Origin of the sequence: Reyranella sp. (genome assembly GCF_004297405.1) — a bacterium.
In the GTDB taxonomy this organism is placed as follows: Bacteria; Pseudomonadota; Alphaproteobacteria; order Reyranellales; family Reyranellaceae; genus Reyranella.
On record NZ_SCVC01000034.1, the window covers coordinates 22,114 to 39,161 of the forward strand.

The 17,048-nt window shown below is 65.1% G+C and carries 17 protein-coding genes; 11 read left to right on the plus strand and 6 right to left on the minus strand.

Going from position 1 to position 17,048, the window contains the following annotated elements:
* Window positions 1-16: 16 nt before the first annotated feature.
* Window positions 17-751 (plus strand): NAD-dependent deacylase, encoded by a 735-nt coding sequence (locus EPO50_RS22485; RefSeq protein WP_296347692.1) that lies wholly within the window; start codon window positions 17-19, stop codon window positions 749-751.
* Window positions 752-760: 9 nt separating this feature from the next.
* Here the strand turns inward: EPO50_RS22485 and EPO50_RS22490 are convergent, their stop codons facing one another.
* Entirely contained in the window at window positions 761-2,437 is a 1,677-nt protein-coding gene (locus EPO50_RS22490) for an acyl-CoA dehydrogenase family protein (protein WP_296347694.1), read from the minus strand.
* Between the two features lie 121 nt (window positions 2,438-2,558).
* Between EPO50_RS22490 and EPO50_RS22495 the strand changes: the two genes are divergently transcribed.
* Window positions 2,559-3,452, plus strand: a complete 894-nt coding sequence (locus EPO50_RS22495; RefSeq protein ID WP_296347696.1) for a LysR family transcriptional regulator — start codon at window positions 2,559-2,561, stop codon at window positions 3,450-3,452.
* Here EPO50_RS22495 and EPO50_RS22500 read toward each other — a convergent pair.
* Genes EPO50_RS22500 through EPO50_RS22510 form a run of 3 tightly spaced genes read right to left on the minus strand, consistent with a single transcriptional unit; the run spans window position 3,449 to window position 6,854 of the window.
* Entirely contained in the window at window positions 3,449-4,561 is a 1,113-nt protein-coding gene (locus EPO50_RS22500) for a CaiB/BaiF CoA-transferase family protein (protein ID WP_296347698.1), read from the minus strand. The two genes, EPO50_RS22495 and EPO50_RS22500, sit on opposite strands and share 4 nt — an antisense overlap.
* Window positions 4,558-5,700: a CaiB/BaiF CoA-transferase family protein gene (locus tag EPO50_RS22505; protein WP_296347701.1), complete on the minus strand. Its 1,143-nt coding sequence runs from the start codon at window positions 5,698-5,700 to the stop codon at window positions 4,558-4,560. Before EPO50_RS22505 ends, EPO50_RS22500 begins: the two co-directional genes overlap by 4 nt.
* Window positions 5,697-6,854: an acyl-CoA dehydrogenase family protein gene (locus EPO50_RS22510; protein ID WP_296347703.1), complete on the minus strand. Its 1,158-nt coding sequence runs from the start codon at window positions 6,852-6,854 to the stop codon at window positions 5,697-5,699. The genes EPO50_RS22505 and EPO50_RS22510 overlap by 4 nt, the downstream gene beginning before the upstream one ends.
* 154 nt (window positions 6,855-7,008) lie before the next feature.
* Here EPO50_RS22510 and EPO50_RS22515 point away from each other — a divergent pair, with 154 nt between their 5' ends.
* Genes EPO50_RS22515 through EPO50_RS22530 form a run of 4 tightly spaced genes read left to right on the plus strand, consistent with a single transcriptional unit; the run spans window position 7,009 to window position 10,659 of the window.
* Window positions 7,009-7,995 (plus strand): tripartite tricarboxylate transporter substrate binding protein, encoded by a 987-nt coding sequence (locus EPO50_RS22515; protein ID WP_296347705.1) that lies wholly within the window; start codon window positions 7,009-7,011, stop codon window positions 7,993-7,995.
* On the plus strand, window positions 7,970-8,512 hold the full coding sequence (locus tag EPO50_RS22520) for a mismatch-specific DNA-glycosylase (RefSeq protein ID WP_296347708.1): 543 nt from the start codon (window positions 7,970-7,972) through the stop codon (window positions 8,510-8,512). The genes EPO50_RS22515 and EPO50_RS22520 overlap by 26 nt, the downstream gene beginning before the upstream one ends.
* Window positions 8,509-9,921, plus strand: coding sequence for a DUF1254 domain-containing protein (locus tag EPO50_RS22525; RefSeq protein WP_296347710.1), 1,413 nt, complete (start codon window positions 8,509-8,511; stop codon window positions 9,919-9,921). The genes EPO50_RS22520 and EPO50_RS22525 overlap by 4 nt, the downstream gene beginning before the upstream one ends.
* A gap of 36 nt (window positions 9,922-9,957) precedes the next feature.
* Window positions 9,958-10,659 carry a superoxide dismutase gene (locus EPO50_RS22530; RefSeq protein WP_296347712.1) on the plus strand — a complete coding sequence of 234 codons (702 nt, stop codon included), beginning with the start codon at window positions 9,958-9,960 and terminating at the stop codon, window positions 10,657-10,659.
* Between the two features lie 13 nt (window positions 10,660-10,672).
* Here the strand turns inward: EPO50_RS22530 and EPO50_RS22535 are convergent, their stop codons facing one another.
* The gene (locus EPO50_RS22535; RefSeq protein WP_296347713.1) at window positions 10,673-11,128 is read right to left on the minus strand and encodes a metallopeptidase family protein; all 456 of its coding nucleotides are present in this window, start codon (window positions 11,126-11,128) and stop codon (window positions 10,673-10,675) included.
* Between the two features lie 137 nt (window positions 11,129-11,265).
* Between EPO50_RS22535 and EPO50_RS22540 the strand changes: the two genes are divergently transcribed.
* From EPO50_RS22540 to EPO50_RS22555, 4 genes are read left to right on the plus strand one after another with little or no spacing between them, the layout of a single operon-like run.
* The gene (locus EPO50_RS22540; protein ID WP_296347715.1) at window positions 11,266-12,177 is read left to right on the plus strand and encodes an ABC transporter permease; all 912 of its coding nucleotides are present in this window, start codon (window positions 11,266-11,268) and stop codon (window positions 12,175-12,177) included.
* Between the two features lie 16 nt (window positions 12,178-12,193).
* Window positions 12,194-13,060, plus strand: a complete 867-nt coding sequence (locus EPO50_RS22545) for an ABC transporter permease (RefSeq protein ID WP_296347717.1) — start codon at window positions 12,194-12,196, stop codon at window positions 13,058-13,060.
* Complete coding sequence (locus EPO50_RS22550) at window positions 13,057-14,010, plus strand: ABC transporter ATP-binding protein (RefSeq protein ID WP_296347719.1); 954 nt, start codon at window positions 13,057-13,059, stop codon at window positions 14,008-14,010. Before EPO50_RS22545 ends, EPO50_RS22550 begins: the two co-directional genes overlap by 4 nt.
* Complete coding sequence (locus EPO50_RS22555) at window positions 14,007-14,978, plus strand: ABC transporter ATP-binding protein (RefSeq protein ID WP_296347720.1); 972 nt, start codon at window positions 14,007-14,009, stop codon at window positions 14,976-14,978. Before EPO50_RS22550 ends, EPO50_RS22555 begins: the two co-directional genes overlap by 4 nt.
* A gap of 12 nt (window positions 14,979-14,990) precedes the next feature.
* Here EPO50_RS22555 and EPO50_RS22560 read toward each other — a convergent pair whose 3' ends face one another.
* Complete coding sequence (locus EPO50_RS22560) at window positions 14,991-16,514, minus strand: ABC transporter substrate-binding protein (RefSeq protein WP_296347721.1); 1,524 nt, start codon at window positions 16,512-16,514, stop codon at window positions 14,991-14,993.
* A gap of 47 nt (window positions 16,515-16,561) precedes the next feature.
* Between EPO50_RS22560 and EPO50_RS22565 the strand changes: the two genes are divergently transcribed.
* Window positions 16,562-16,885, plus strand: a complete 324-nt coding sequence (locus tag EPO50_RS22565; protein ID WP_296347779.1) for a 4a-hydroxytetrahydrobiopterin dehydratase — start codon at window positions 16,562-16,564, stop codon at window positions 16,883-16,885.
* Window positions 16,886-17,048 lie beyond the last annotated feature (163 nt).

A 17,048-nucleotide genomic window follows, 5' to 3' on the forward strand; every position in this document is an offset into this window, starting at 1 on the left:
GCGTTAGAGTGACGGCATGCATCAGGATTTCCTGCCGCCGGGCATCGCGGTGCTGACCGGCGCCGGCATCTCCAAGGAAAGCGGCATCGACACCTTCCGCGACGAGGGAGGGCTGTGGACCCGCGTGAATCTCGAAGAGGTCGCGACCATCGACGCCTGGTTTCGCGACAAAAAGAAGGTGCTCGACTTCTACAACGAGACCCGCCGCGCTTTCCGTTCCGCCGATATCACACCCAATGCGGCGCACGAGGCGCTGGCCCGGCTGGAACGCGAGTATGACGGCGAAGTCACGATCATCACTCAGAACATCGACCCGTTACACGAAATGGCAGGCTCGCGGAAGGTCATCCACATGCACGGCCGTGATGGCGAGGTCCGCTGCATGGCCTGCAAGACCGAGTTCGCCTCCGACGCCGACCTCACGCCCCAATCAGTCTGTCCCAACTGCCAATCCGTCGGCGAACTGCGGCCCAACATCGTTTGGTTCGGTGAAATGCCCATGCATCTCGACGAGATCTACGAAGTACTGGAGCGCTGTGGTCTCTTCATCGCCATCGGCACCTCGGGCGAGGTCTATCCCGCCGCCGGCTTCGTCCTGCATGTTCGCCGCCGCCAGCCTCGCGCCCACACGGTCGAACTCAACCTCGAACCGACCGACAGCAAGACCTTGTTCCATGAGCATATCTACGGTCCTGCCACCGAGGTCGTGCCGCCCTATGTGACCCGCATCCTCAAGCAGGGCTGGAGATAGGAGAGACGATCAGGCGGCGAGCACGCTGTCGAGCGCTGCCGTATCTTCCCCGGCTTCGAGCGGGTCGCGCGGCAGCAACCGGTAGTTCAAGACCATCCGAGCCAAAGCCAAACGATGCGGAGCGCGGAGTTCCGCGGCTTCGCGCGCCAGGCCAATGGCCGTGGTGATGTGATAGAGCGCCGATGCCGATTGCCGGGCCAGTATGTCCGACTTCCTTGCCGCGACATCGGCAGCGAAGGCGCAGGCCCGGGCGAGAGCACCGGCGAACAACGCCTGCGTTTCCGTATCGAGCGCCGCGCCGCGTAGCAATTCCTCGTTCCTCGCCTTGAGCGCCGGCAGAGCGTCGTCACGCGAGATCGCCCGCGAGACGTCGAGGGCAACGATGTTGGACGTGCCCTCCCAGATCGACCCGAGATGAGCGTCGCGAACCAGCCGCGCGTCCGACCATTCCTCGATGTAGCCGCAGCCGCCGCGGACCTCCATCGCGTCCCCGGTCACCTTGCGAGCATCGCGGCAGGCGCGGAACTTGATCAGCGGCGTCATGATACGGGCGAGCTTGGCGCCGGTTGCATCGTTGTGGTTGGCGCGATCGAGCGCGTCCGCCGTCAGAAACATCATGCAGCGCGCCTGCTCAGCCCACACCAGCATCTTCGCGAGCTGGCGACGCATCAGCGGCAGTTCGACCAACCGCTTGCCGAACGCCTGCCGATGGCGGGCAATGAACAGCGCCTCGGTGGTCGCACGCCGCATCAGGCCTGCGGCGCGCACGCCATTCGACAACCGCGAATTGTTGACCATGTCGGCCATCTGGTTGAAGCCGCGCCCGCGCTCGCCGACGAGATAGGCTTCCGCCCCGTCGAGGCGGATCTCGCCGCTCGCCATCGAGCGGGTGCCGAGCTTGTCCTTCAGCCGCAGGATCCGATAGTCGTTCGGCCGGCCATCGCGCTTCATCTTCGGCAACAGGAACAGCGAGATGCCCTTCATGCCGAGGACGTCCTCGCTTCGCGCCAGGACCATCGCCAGATCGGCATCGGCGTTCGAGCAGAACCACTTGTCGCCGGTCAGCTTCCAGGTGCCGTCAGGCTGCGGCGCGGCGCGCGTCGCCGTGGCGCTGACGTCGGAGCCGGCGCCCTGCTCGGTCATGAACATGGCCCCCTGCGCCAGCTCGTCGAAATCGACCGACGTCAGGCGTTCGAGGAAGCGGCCCACCAGATTGGGATCGCCGAAACGCCGCAGCGTGCGGGTGAGCGAATCCGTCATGCTGACGGGGCACATAAGGCCGAACTCGGCCTGCACGAAGAGATAGGTCAGCGCATACTTGGCCGCAGGCGGCATCGGCTCGTTCCAGCCCAGCACGCCGCGATGCGACATCGCCGCCAGCCCCAGCTCGGAGAAGGCCAACCGCTCCATCTCGACATAGGCCGGATGCTTCTCCACGACATTGCAATCCTCGCCGGTGCGTCGCCGCACCGACAGGGTCGGCGGATTGTGATCGGCAATCCCGGCCAGCTCGTCGAGCCTCCCGCCGGCAAGGCCGCCCAGCCGGTCGAACATCGGCTCGAGATGGCGGAACAGCGGCCGCGGCAGATAGTGGCCGAACAAGGCCGCGGCATCGCGGTCGGCGCGATAGAGGTTGATCCCCCGCGAGTCGGGGATGGCGCCTGAGAGATCGGTATCGGCCTTCATGGAATGAGCCTCTGGGCAGGAAGCGACGCAGGCGCCTATGGTCTGCCCATTCTATTGATACCGTCCAATATTACTTTCTTCGAGATTGATATATCTTTCATATCGATGATCGGAGACAGCCATGGACCTTCGCAAGCTGCGCTACTTCTCCGTCCTCGCCGAGGAGAAGCATTTCGGCCGCGCGGCGCAGCGGCTGTCACTGTCGCAGCCGCCGCTCAGCCTTGCCATCCGCCAGCTCGAGGAGGAGATCGGCGCCCGCCTGTTCGAGCGCACCAGCCGCAACGTCAGCCTCACCGCCGCGGGACTGGCACTGCAGCGCGAAGCGGAGGTGCTGCTGCGCCGGACCGAGGAAACCCGCCTTCTGGTGAAGGCGATCGCCGAAGGAAAGGAAGGACGGCTGCGGCTCGGCTTCGGCAGCTCCATGCTCTATCGCGGCTTCCCGAAAATTCTCGACGCATTCCAGGCCGCATCGCCTGACATCGAGCTGTCCGTCCAGGAACTGAACTCGACCGAACAGATCGAGGCCCTGCAGCGCGACGAGATCGACCTCGGCTTCATTCACGGCCGCGAGGTACCGAGCCGATTGGAGGGTTTTCGCTATCACGCCGAGCCCTTTGTCGCCTGCGTCCCTCGTGATCATCCTTGCGCCGGCACCCGCAGCCTCCGCCTGTCACGGCTCAAGGATGACGAGTTCGTGCTCTTCTCCCGCAACGTGTCGCCGGACTATTACCAGTCGATCATCGCGACCTGCCTCTCGGCGGGTTTCTCGCCTCGCGTACGCCATCAGGTCCGTCACTGGTTGAGCGTGGTCTCCTTCGTTGCCAATGGCCTCGGAGTCGCCCTCGTTCCGAGCACCCTCAAAGCCTCGAACATGGCCGGCGCGGTTTTCGTGTCGATACGGGAGGCGAAGATCCTCTCCGAAACCTGGTGCGTCTGGAAAGCCGGCGGCCCGCAGCGTCCGGCGCTCGACACGCTGATACAGGCCGCACGGAAGCAATCACTGGCGATGAATTAGACCCGGCGTTTCAACACTTCTTCGGTGTGCTCACCCAACAGCGGCTCGCGATAGAGCGGTTGCGACGGCTCGTCCTGAAAACGAACGACAGGGGCGAAGTGTTTTCGGCCCTGCGCATCGGTAACGATCATGCCGCGCTTGGCCAGGTTCGCATCGGCGATGGCCTCGGGCAGCGTGTTGACCGGGCCGTAGCAGATGTCGAGCGTGTCGAGCCACGTCATCCAATGCGCCAGCGGCTTCTCGCGGAAGGTCGCCGCGAGGAAATCCACGACCGGCTTCTGATGCGCGCCCGGCCATTCGCAGAGCGGCGCCATCTCTGGCTTACCGAGCGCGCCCAGCAGGTTCTTGATGAACTTCATTTCCTGACCGGCCACTACAAGCTGACGGCCGTCGGACGTATCGTAGACGCGATAGAAGGCCGAGCCGCCCGTCGTCCGCTGCTGCTTGACGTCGGGATGCTTGTTCTCGGCAAAGGTCGAGCCGACGACGTTGGCACAGGAGGCCATCAACGCCTCGTGCATGGAGACGTCAATATAGTCGCCGCGGCCGGTGTCCTTGCGGCGCAGCAACGCCATCAGGACGCCGGACAACCCATGCAGGCCGCTCACCAGATCGGCGACCGGAATACCCGGGATGGCCGGGCGGCCGTCGTCGCCCAAGGTCAGGCTCAACACGCCGGCCACCGCCTCGAGTGCGAGATCGTGCGCCGCACGACCGGGATAGGCGCCGTCCTGGCCGAAGGCGCTGATCGAGCAATAGACGATGCCGGGGTTGGCGGCTTTGACCGCCTCGTAACCGATGCCGAAGCGCGCCGCGACACCGGGCCGGAACGACTCGACCAGCACGTCGGCCGTACTGGCGAGACGAAAAAGATCGGCCCGCCCCTGTTCGCTCTTGAGGTCGAGCACGACGCTCTTCTTGCCGCGCCCCATGTTACGGAAGAACACCGAGGTGCGTTCGTCGGTCGGCCGGATGTGGCGACCGGGATCGCCTTCTCCTGGCGGTTCGACCTTGATCACTTCCGCCCCATGATCGGCCAGCGCCGTGGTGAGATAGGGACCCGGCAGGAACCAGGAGAGATCGACGACCTTGATGCCTTGAAGTTTCATGTGCGCTGACCCAACACGGACTCGTTGTCGGCACCGAGCAGCGAGCAGGCGGCCTGCGAAGGCCGTTGTCCGTCGATGCGAAGCGGATTGGCGAGCACCCGCAGCTCGCCTTTCGCGGGATGCGGCACGGCGGAGACCATACCCGCGGCCCGCGCGAATGAACTGTCCAAGGCTTGGTCAAGGCGATGAACCGGCGCGGCCGGCAGCAGCCCGTTGAGCTTCGACAACCATTCCGCCGTCGTGTGCGTACGGAAGGTCGGATCGAGCGCCTCGGTCATCGCGGCGCGGTTCGTCGCGCGGGTATTCGGATCGGCAAAGCGCGGATCGTTGAGGAGATCGGTCCGGCCCATGGCCTGGCAAAGCGACAGCCAGAATTTCTGCGTCATGCACATGATGAAGATCCAGCCATCCTTCGTCGGGAAGGTCTGGACCGGCGCCAGCGACAGATGGGCGCTGCGCGGCACCCGCGACGAGACATCGCCTTCGTTCAGGTACCAGAGGCCGGGATAGGTGAGCTGGTGCATGGCGACGTCGTAGAGGCAGGTATCGACGTCACAACCCTGTCCGGTCGTCCGGGCTCGCAACAGGCAACTCAACAGGCCGACGATCCCGGTTAGGCCGCTCATGCTGTCGATCAGGGAAACGCCGACCCGCGTCGGCGGTCCGTCCGGCTCGCCGGTCAGCTCCATCAGGCCGGCCTCGGCCTGCATCAGGAAATCGTAGCCCGGCCAGTCCTTGCGTTCGCTGTCGCGACCGTAGGCTGAGATGTGCAGGCAGACGATCGAGGGCTTCAGATGCTTCAGGCTCGCATAGTCGATGCCGAGCTTGGCGGGCTGCGTGCCGCGCATGTTGTTCACGACGCAGTCCGCACCCTTCACCAGCGCGTCGAACTTCTTGCGACCGTCGGCGCTCTTCAGGTCGAGTGTCACGCTCTTCTTGCCGAGGTTCCACGCCTGGAAGTACTCGCTGTCGTCCTTGCCCAACTTGTAGGGCCCGACCTGGCGCGAGGGATCGCCCTCCGGCGCCTCGATCTTGATCACCTCGGCGCCCAGTTCGGCCAGGAACATGGTGCCGTAGGGCCCGGCGCCGAACTGCTCCAGGGTGAGAACGCGAATACCTTGGAGTGGTTTGGCGTTCATACGATGGCGTTCCGCTTGACCCACTGCCGCGCGATGATGATGCGCTGCATCTCGTTGGTGCCTTCGCCAATGCAGGTCAGCGGCGCATCGCGGTAGAGGCGCTCGATGTCGTATTCTTTGGAGTAGCCGTAGGCGCCGTGGATGCGCATGGACTCGATGCTGTTCTCCAGCGCCGCCTCGGACGAGAAATACTTGGCCATGCCGGCCTCAAGATCGCAGCGGTCGCCGCGATCGAAAGCCTCCGCCGCGTCGAGGGTCAGCAATCGCGCCGCACGGGCACGCGTGGCCATTTCGCCGAGCTTGAGCTGGATCGCCTGATGCTCGCAGATCGGCTTGCCGAAGGTCTTGCGGATCTGCGCGTAGGAGGTGGCGAGCCGCAGCGCGCCCTCGGCAATGCCAACACCGCGGGCGGCGACATTGATGCGGCCAAGTTCGAGGCCGCCGGCCACCTGGGTGAAACCACGACCCTCGACCTCGCCGATCAGGTGATCGGCCGGCACGCGGTAATTCTCGAAGATCAGCTCACCCGAATCGATCGACTTGTAGCCGAGCTTTTCGAGCTTACGGCCGACCGTGAAGCCCGGTCCCTTGGGCGCGATGAACAGGCTCATGCCCGAGTAGCGCGGGCTCGCTTCAGGGTTGGTCTTCACCAACAGCGCAAAGCACGAGCCCTCGATGCCGTTGGAGATCCACGTCTTCGTGCCGTTCAGCACATAGTGGTCGCCCTCGCGGCGCGCGGTGAGACGGATCGCCTGCAGGTCGGTACCAGCATCGGGTTCGGTGAGCGCCAATCCGCCCCGCACCTCACCGCTCGCGAGCTTGGGCAACCAATGCTGCTTCTGCGGTTCGGTGCCGAATTTCTCGATGGCCAGCGCCAGCATCAGATGCGAGTTGAAGATGCCGGTGATCGCCATCCATACCGACGACACGCGCATCACGATTTCGGCGTAGGTCCGGGCCGGCAGGCCGAGCCCGCCATACTCCGGGCTCACCGTGGCGCCGAACAGGCCGAGTTCCTTCATCTGCTCCACGATCTCGGCGGGCCACTTGTCGGCGTGATCGAACTCTTTCACGCGCGGCGCCACTTCACGCTCGATCCAGCGGTCGATGGTGGCGAGAAGCTGCGCTTCGTCGGCCTTGTCGATCGTATGCATTCTTGTCCTCCCGACCTCCATCATGCCCGACGGTGAAAGGCGGACAAGGCCATGGAACCTCAGGTCGAAATCCCGGAGCTTCGACCCTAGGCGTCTCGTCAGGGCTCGTGCATCATCGACGCCGACGGGGACCGATCGAGAAGGAAGAACAAGGATGAGGAGACGTCGTTTCGCCACCGCCCTGGCAGGCTTGCCGTTTGCGTCGCTGGCGGTAGTACCGAGAGCCTTCGCGCAGGCCGACGACTGGCCCAACCGCAATGTGCGGATCGTCTGTCCGTTCACGCCGGGTGGCTCGCAGGACAATATCGCGCGCCGCCTTGCCGCGAAGCTCAGCGACGCTTTTGGCCAGACTTTCGTAGTGGAGAACCGCACGGGCGCCGGCGGCTCGATCGCGGCGGACAACGTCGCCAAGTCGCCGTCCGACGGCTATTCGGTCCTGCTGGGCAATATCGGCAGTCACGCGCTGGTGCCGCATCTCTACGCTCGGCCCGCCTACAATGCCGTAACCGACCTCGAAACCGTGGCCTGGATCGGCACGCAGCCCAATCTCCTGTGCTGCCATCCGAACTTCCCGCACGATACGCTGCCCAAGCTGCTCGCCGCCGCCAAGGCGGAGCCCGGCAAGTTCAGCTTCGGATCGTCAGGGCTCGGCACGTCGCCGACCCTCACCATGGAACTCTTCAAGCAGAAAACCGGCGCGGACATCACCTTCATCAGCTACCGCGGCGCAGCGGCCGCGGCGGCCGACGTGCTGGCGGGCCACCTGCCGCTCGTCATCTCCAACATCGATTCGCTGATGAGCCAGGTGAGTGCGGGCAAATTGAAGCCGGTGGCGTCGAGCGGCGCCAAGCGGTCGCCCGTCACGCCCGATACGCCGACCTTCGCGGAAGCCGTGTCGCCCGACCTGGTGGTGACTTCCTGGTCGATCTGGGCGGTGCCGAAGGGAACACCGGCCAAGATCAAGGACAAGCTCAGGGCGGCGACCGAGCGCGCGCTGGAGACGCCCGACGTAGCCGCCAGCATGAAGGCAGGCGGTTTCGAGCCGGGCACGATGACAGTTCCCGAGATCGACGCTTATATCCAGACCGAGATCAAACGCTGGGGCGAGGTCATCCGTGCCGCGGGCATCAAGCCGCAATAAACAGCTCATTCCCGACCTGCTGGCGCCGGGCCTCGACCTCGTCTTCTGTGGCACGGCGCCCAGCCCCATCTCGTTCAAGGCGCGCGCCTACTATGCCAATCCCGGCAACGCCTTCTGGCCGACCTTGTACGCCATCGGCCTGACGCCCGAGCGCCTGGCACCGCAACAGTTTCCTGAGTTGCTGGGCTTCGGCATCGGCCTCACCGACCTCAACAAGACCGAAGTCGGCTCCGACCACGAGCTGACGCCCGCCGCGATGGACGCCGCTTCGCTCCACTCCAAGCTGCGACAGTTCCGGCCGGCCGCCATCGCCTTTACCAGCAAGAATGCCGCCGCCCTGGGCCTCGGCGTGAAGGCGCCGGGGTATGGGCGGCAGCAAATGCTTCTGGAAGGGGCAGTCGTGTTTGTGCTCGCCTCGCCTTCGGGACGGGCGCGCTCCTTCTGGACGCTCGCACCCTGGCGAGAAGCTGCCGCCTTCGTCGCCGAGCGCCGGAGGCTCCGGGAGCGGGCCGCGTGAAACTCGGCCGCCGCGCTACCCTAGCCGGCCTGATCGCCGCGCCGGCGTTGGCGCGGGCGCAGAGCGCGCCGTCGCTGCGTGAACTGGCGCGGCGGGCTGCGATCTATCTCTTCCCAATCTACGAGATGTATCGCGCGCGCTGGCGGGCGACCGTGGACGAGACCAATCCGGCACGGCAACGACTGAACCGCTTCCGGCACGTGACGACGCTGGCCGATCCGCGCACACGTGCCGTCTCGATGCCGAACGGCGATACGCTGCAATCCTTCGCCTGGCTCGACCTCTCGGCCGAACCGATGTTCTTGCTCGTGCCACCGGTCGGCGACCTCTACTACAGCTACGCCTTCCTCGATCTCTTCACCGACACGTTCGCCACGGTGAGTCATCGCCTGAACGGCGGCCGGCCTGCAGCCCACATGATCGTGGGGCCCGCCTGGAAGGGCGACGCGCCGGGCGAAGTCACCTTGGTGCGAGCGCCGACCAACTCGGTCTGGCTGCGCGGCCGCTTGCTCGTCAGTACCCCTGACGAACTCGACCGGCTCGCGATCCTGCAGACGCGCGTGCTGCTCGAGACGCCGGACATGCGCAACGAGCGGCGTATCCTCGAGACGCGCGAGCTGATGCGTCAGCGTACCCAGGCACCTCCCGAGCCCGTGGCCGACTGGCCAGCGCCGCAGCCGGCCGATCCGTTCGATCTATTTGTCATCGGCATGCGGGCACTTGGTGAAAGCCCTCTCTCCGATCGCGATCGGAGCCAACTCGAAGGACTGGCGCCGCTCAAGCTGGCGCCGGGCCGCAAATTCGACCTGCGCGCCTTTAGCGAGGCCGAGCAACGCGCCCTCAGAACCGGCATCGAACAGGGGCTAGCCGATATCCGGGCCGCCGCCGCGCGACCCGTCAGGACAGTCGACGGATGGTCCTATGCCGAGCCGCATCTCGGCAATTTCGGCGACGATCATCTCTATCGCGCAGCTACGGCGCTCATCAATCTCGGTGTCTCAGAACCTGCCGAGCTCGTGAGCATCGTCGGCGCCGCCGATGCGACTGGTCGCCCACTCCTCGGTGAGCATGCCTATACGCTCACGTTTCCCCGCGATGGCCTGCCACCGGCCCGCGCCTTTTGGTCGCTGTCGATCTACGAGGTGATGGCCGACGGCCGCGCTTTCTTCTTCGACAATCCGATCGCCCGCTACACGATCGGCGAAGACACGCCCGACCTCGTGCGCACAGCTGATGGCGCACTTACTCTTTATATTCAGCGTCAGCCGCCAGCCGGAGAACGGGTAGCCAACTGGCTGCCGGCTCCCGCAGGCCCCCTGCGACTGGTTCTGCGCGCCTACGAGCCCGACCCGCCCCTGATCGAAGGCCGATATCGGGTGCCGGCGGTGTTGCGCAACTCCTCGCGCTGACGAGCGTTCCCGTTTAGGGACACGTAGGAGTTCGATATGACCAACATCCCCCGCCGCTCCCTGGCCGCGGGCGTTGGCCTGTTGCTTGGGGCCATGGCCGTTCCGGCGCGCAGCCAACAACTCGCCATCAGTGCCACGACGCTGCGGCTCACGCCCAAGCCGCTCACCTTCAATCCCGACAAGGTGAAAGGCCTCTCGGCCGATCTCCTGCGCCACCACTATGACGAAATCTATGTGAGTGCCGTGAAGCGGGTGAATGCACTCAACGAGGAGCTGTCGAAGCTCGATTTCAATGAAGCGCCGCCAGAGGTCGTGGCAAAGCTCAAGAGCGAGGAGCTGGCCAGCTACAACACCACGATCCTGCACGAACTTTATTTCGACGGGATCGGCGAAGCGCCCACACAGCCCTCGGGTCTGCTTGCCCAGGCCATGTCGCGCGATTTCAGCAGTCTCGACCGCTGGAAGGCGGAGTTCATGGCGACCGGCCGGTCGCTGTCGGATGGCGACGGCTGGGTGATCCTGTCCCACTCAGCGCGCGACAAGCGCCTGTACAATCACCGCACCGCCAGTGTCTCGGAGGTGCCGGCCGGCAGCACGCCGCTGCTGGCGATGGACATGCATCGCCACGCCTACGAGAAGGACCACGGCAGCGATGCCGTGAAATACATCGAGGCGTTCGTGCAAGCCATCAAGTGGACAAATGCCGAGCGGCTCTATCGTGAAGCGATGAGGCTCTGATGCCGGGGGGGGGCTAAACCCCCGGCTGTACGCGCTGCGACTCTTCTTCGGCTTTGGCTTCGATCGCTTCCATATCGTCGTCGCTCAAGCCGAAGTGGTGACCGATCTCGTGGATCAGCACGTGCCGCACGATGTGCGGCAAGTCCTCGCCCGACTCGCACCAATAGTCGAGGATCGGGCGGCGATAGAGGAAGATGCGGTCGATGTCGTTGGCGACATGGCCGGCACCACGTTCCATCATCGACACACCCTGATAGAGACCGAGCAGATCGAAGGGCGTGTCGAGTTCCATTTCCTTCTCGACCTCGTCGGAAGGGAAGTCGTCGACCTGGATGCGCACGTTGCCGACGTGTCGACGGAACTCCTCGGGAATGGTGGCGAGGGCCTCAGCGGCGATCGCTTCGAAGTCCTCGAGGGTTGGCGCCGTGCCGAAGCAGGGCGTGCGCCGCGGGTTCGTGAAGATCGGCATGACTCCCCCATATAGGAGCGGCGCGCCCTAGCCAAGCACCCCCTCACCGGAGATTGTGCACCATAGGCCCTTGAAATTTGGCGCGAGATTCGCATGGTCGCCTTGGGGAAGGATCCGCACTAAGCTCGCCGCCGCACATGCTCCAATTTCTCGTCCGCCGCCTCATCGTGGCACTGCTCGTCGCAGCCACGGTCATGACCCTGGCTTTCATTCTCACGCGGCTCTCCGGCGACCTCGCGGTCTCGATTGCCGGACCCAATGCCACGCAGGAAGACATCGAGCTGGTCCGCAAGGCCTATGGTCTCGACCGGCCGCTGACTTCCCAATTCTTCGACTGGGTCGGCCGCGCCGTCACCGGCGACCTGGGCGAGAGTTATTTCTTCAAGGCCCGCGTCTCCTCGCTGATCGCCGAGCGAATGCCGATCACCATCACCTTGGGCCTGACCGGCCTCGTCATCGCCCTCCTCGTTTCCTTGCCATTGGGGATCCTGGCGGCGGTGCGCGAGAACACGACGCTCGACCGGGTGGTGCAGATGGTGGCACTGCTCGGCCAGGCGATGCCCTCCTTCTGGCTGGGTCTGATCCTGATGATCACGTTCGGCCTGCAACTCGGCTGGCTGCCAATCTCCGGCACCGGGTCATGGCAGCATTATGTGATGCCGGGCATCGTGCTCGCCTTCTCGGCCATCCCCGCCCTCACGAGGCTCACCCGTGCCGGCATGATCCAGGCCATGGGCAGCGATTACATAAGAACGGCGCGGGCCAAGGGCCTGTCGCGCGCCTCGATCCTGCTGAAGCATGCGCTGCGCAATGCAGCGATCCCGGTGGTGGCGATCGCGGCCGTCCAGCTTGGCTTCATGTTGGGTGGTTCGATCGTGATTGAGCAGGTGTTCGCCCTGCACGGTGTCGGCTTCCTTGCCTGGGAGTCGATCGGCAAGAACGACTTTCCGGTGGTTCAGGCCGTGGTGCTGGTGCTGGCCGTCATTTACGTGGCGTTGACCATGCTGGCGGACCTGATGAACGCCGTTCTCGATCCCAGGCTGCGGTGACCATGAGAGCAGAGCGATGAGCGTCGTCTCCGTCACAACAGGCCCCCGACGGGGCTGGAAAAGCGTCAGCACCTGGATCGGTGCTGTCATTGTCGGCATTGCGATGATCTGCGCCCTCTTCGCGCCGCTGCTCGCGCCGCACGATCCCTTCGCGCAGGACCTCGGCAAACGCCTGCTGGTGCCGTTCTGGATGGAAGGCACCGATCCTGCCCATCTTCTCGGCACCGACCAACTCGGCCGCGACTATCTCTCCCGCCTGATCTACGGCTGCCGCATCTCCATGCTGATCGGCGTCACGGTCACTATCGTCTCTGCCGTGATCGGCATTGCGATCGGCGTGCTGGGTGGCTTCCTGGGCGGCCGGGTCGACGACGCGGTGCTGTTCGCCATCACCACGCGCCTCTCCATTCCCGTCGTGCTCGTGGCGCTGGCGGTCGTGGGCCTGCTCGGCAGCTCCATGCATCTGCTGGTGATCACGCTCGGCCTCCTGCTGTGGGACCGCTTTGCCGTGGTGGCGCGCTCTACCACCATGCAGGTGCGCAATCTCGACTTCGTGGCCGCCGCCTGGTGCGCCGGCTGCTCGCGCTTCCGCATTCTCAGCCGCGAAGTGCTGCCCAACATTGCAAGCCACCTCGTCGTGGTGGCCACACTGGAGATCGCGCTCGCCATCCTGCTGGAAGCCGCGCTCTCCTTCCTGGGCCTCGGCGTGCCGCCGCCCCTGCCCTCGTGGGGCCTGATGATCGCCGAAGCCAAGGATTACATGTTCTTCTCGCCCTGGGTGATCGTGATCCCCGGCATCGCGCTCTTCGTGCTGGTGCTCGGCATCAACCTGCTGGGCGACGGATTGCGCGACGCCTTCGGCACGCACAGGACCGATACATGAGCGCCCTGCTCGAAATCGAAGATCTCGCCGTCAGCTTCGGCCGGACCGGCGCGGTGCGCGGCACCTCGCTCACCGTCGAACGCGGCGAGACGCTCTGCGTCGTGGGTGAATCGGGCTGCGGGAAATCGGTGACGGCGCTGGCGGTGATGAACCTGCTGGCGCGCGGCGCCCGCCGCACCGCCCGCAGCATGCGGTTCCAGGGCGAAGACCTGCTGGGCCTCTCCGATACCGGCATGGCGCGCCTGCGCGGCAACGACATGGCGATGATCTTCCAGGAGCCGATGACGTCGCTCAACCCTGCCTACACGGTGGGCTCGCAGATGACCGAGGTACTGCGCCGCCACAAGGGTACGCCGCAGCGGGTCGCCGTCGACCGCGCCGCCGACCTGCTGGCTCGCGTCGGCATCACAGCCCCCGGCCTGCGGTTGGGGCAGTTCCCGCACCAGCTCTCAGGTGGCCTGCGCCAGCGCGTGATGATCGCCATGGCGCTGATGTGTGAACCCAAGCTCCTGATCGCCGACGAGCCGACCACCGCACTCGACGTTACGGTGCAGGCCCAGATCCTGCGTCTGCTGGCCCAGCTCCAGCGCGATCTCGGCCTCGGCATGATGCTGATCACCCATGACCTCGGCATCGTCGCCCGGGTCGCCCACAAGGTGGCCGTCATGTATGCCGGCAAGGTGGTCGAGAACGCCGCGACCGCGGAACTGTTCGCGAGCCCGCGGCATCCCTACACGCAGGGCCTGCTGCGCTGCGTGCCGGTCCCCGGCAAGATCAAGCGCGACGAGCCGCTGGGCTCGATCCCCGGCACGGTGCCCCGCGTCGGCCCCGACTTCGAGGGCTGCGCCTTCCGCGAGCGCTGCTCCTTCGCCGATCCGACCTGTGAGCACGAGATCCCGCGTCACCAGGCCGGCGGCGCCCACGACTTCCTCTGCAGGCTGCCGGCATGAGCGCGATATCCACAACCCAGGCGCCGGCCATCGAAGTGAAGGCTGTCCGCCGAACCTTCAAGGTGAAGGGCGGCATGTTCGGGACCGACCGCCATGTTGTGGCCGTCGACGATGTCTCCTTCGCCGTGCCCCATGGCGGCGTGCTGGGCGTGGTGGGTGAATCGGGCTGTGGCAAGTCGACCCTGGCGCGCCTGATCCTCGGTCTGCTCGAACCGACCGGCGGCGACATCGCGGTCGAAGGCCAGCGAGTCACCGATATGGACCGCAAGGCCCGCGCACGTCTGATCCAGCCGGTCTTCCAGGATCCGTTCGCCTCGCTGAACCCGCTGACCAAGGTGCGCGACATCGTGGCGATGCCGCTGGTAGCGCAAGGCAGCATCGGCAAGACCGAGATCAAGAAGCGCGTCGACGAGATGCTGGAACGCGTCGGCCTGCGCGCCGAGATGGGCCAGCGTCTGCCGACTGAACTGTCGGGCGGCCAGCGCCAGAGAGTGGCGATCGCCCGCGCGCTGGTGCTGAGGCCCCGCATCGTGGTCTGCGACGAGCCGACCTCGGCGCTCGACGTTTCGGTGCAGGCGCAGATCCTGAACCTGCTGGGCGAGCTGCGCCGCGATCTCGGCCTCACCTACCTGTTCATCAGCCACAACCTCGCTGTTGTCGAGCATGTCGCGAGCGAAGTGGCGGTGATGTATCTCGGCCGCATCGTCGAACGTCAGCCGACCGAGACGCTGTTCCGGTCACCCGAGCATCCCTACACGAAGGCGCTCCTCGCTTCGGTGCTGACGCCCGAGCCCGGCCTCGGCGTACCCGATGTCGGGCTGGGCGATATCCTGCCCGATCCGGCCAACATTCCGCCGGGCTGCCGCTTCCATCCGCGCTGCCCCATCGCCGAGCCGCGCTGCTCAAACGAAACGCCGCCGCTCAAGCCGAGGCCTGGCGGCGGCGTGGAGTGTTTGCTGGTGCCTTGAGCTAGGCCCGCGTTACTTCCACTTCGCGAAGTAGAAGCGCGGCAGCTCGTCGGGGAAGGTCTTCATTTCAAGCTGCTTGGAGAAGGCGTAGATGTTCACGTAGGTGAACAACGGCAGCCAGTAGGCCTTGTCGGTCATCAGCTTGACCGCGGCCGAGTAGTTCTTCTTGCGCACCGCGGAGTCGGCCGTGTTGCCGCCATCGGACACCAGCTTCTGCAGCTCGGGATCGCGCGCATAGTCGTCGCCACCGCCGCCGTACATCACGGGGAAGATCGCCGACACGTCGTTGATCGAGTAGCTGCCCCAGCTGCCGTGATAGAGCGGGTTTTCGCCCTTCTGCGCCTTGGCGATCGCCGCCGCGACCTGGAGCTGGGAGATCTTGGCCCGGATACCCACCGCCTGCAGGTAATTCTGGATGGCGGCGCTCCACGTGGTCGGCTGGACGTAGGTGACGAACTCGATGTCGAAGCCGTTGGGGAAGCCCGCCTCGGCCAGCAGCGCCTTGGCCTTCGCCGGATCGTACGGGTACTTCACCGCGGCATCGCCGTCACAGCCGAACTGGGTCGGGAAGCAGGGTGCCGGCGGCACGCGGCTGCCATTCTGCACCAGCTTCTCGGCCATCTCCTGACGGTTGATGGCGTGCCAGATCGCCTGACGCACCTTCTGGTTGGTCAGCGGATTGCCGGCGCCTGTGCGGCCCGCCGCGTCGATCGAAAGATAGCCGATGCGCATCGACTCCTGCGGCACTGCCTGCAGGTGCGGCATGCGGTTCACGTCCTTGGCCTGGTCAGGATTGATGTTCCAGATCCAGTCGGTGCGCTGGGCGAGCAGCTCGGTCATGCTGGTGGCGAGATCGGGCACGAAGCGCACGTGTAGCTTCTTGATCGCTGGCTTGCCCTTGGGCGAACCGGCCCAATAGTCGTCGAAGCGCTCGAAGACGATTTCTTTGGCCTGCTCGTTCTTGATGATCTTGTAGGGGCCGGCGCCGACCGGCTTGGCCGCGAAGCCTTCAGGACCGACCTTCTCGCGATAGGCCTTGGGATGGATCGGCGTCACCATGGCGAGGTATTCGAGCGCGGCTGGCGTCGGCCGCTTCATGTTGATGCGCACGGTCCAGTCGCCGGTCTTCTCGGCCTTGTCGATCCAGGCATAGTTCGACGGCGTCGCCAGCTTGTTGTCGGGATTGGCCGCCATGTTGATGGTGTAGACCACGTCATCGGGCGAAAGCGTGCTGCCGTCGTGGAACTTCACGCCCTGGCGGATGGTGAGGTCGAGCGCGTTGTCGCCGACGAACTTCCAGTCGGTGGCGAGCGAAGGCTTGATCTCGAAGGTCGAGGGATCGCGGTGCACCAGCATGTCCCACGCCTGATGCGCCAGGATCAGGCCGGTACGCTGGCTGTTGAAGTACATGTCGACGTTGGGCACAGCGTCGGTGAAGATGATGCGCAACGTGTCGGCGGATTTCTGCGCCGAAGCGGGCGCGGCCACTGCCAGCGAGGCAGCGGCGATCAACAAGGTACGACGAAACGATTTCACGGAAACCTCCTGATGGTTGGCGGAGCGTAGGCCGCCCATCGGGAATGATGCAAGCACGGTGCAAAACTGCCAGGAGGACGCACATGACCGACAAGCTCACCGGCCAGGCCCGCTCGGCGGCGCTCGCCAGCCTCTCCGGCTGGACTGAAGTCCCAGGCCGCGATGCCATCCAGAAGAGTTTCAAGTTCGCCGATTTCAACCAGGCCTGGGGGTTCATGACGCGCGTCGCACTGGCCGCCGAGAAGGCCGACCACCATCCCGAATGGTCCAATGTCTACAACCGGGTCGAGATCGTCCTCTCCACCCACGATGCCGGTGGCCTTTCGGAGAAGGACATCGCACTCGCCAAGGTGATCGATTCGGCGGCCTGAACCATCCCATCGGTGAAAGCTGACGCGACAAGCTCGCGGTTCGGTTCACGTCATCTCGTAGAGAATTGCCAAGCAAAGCCATCACATTCGTGTGTGGATGCCAGCACTGCCATCGAGAGAATGAACCTCTATTTATCCGCGTTATGCGCGCGGTCATCTTTTT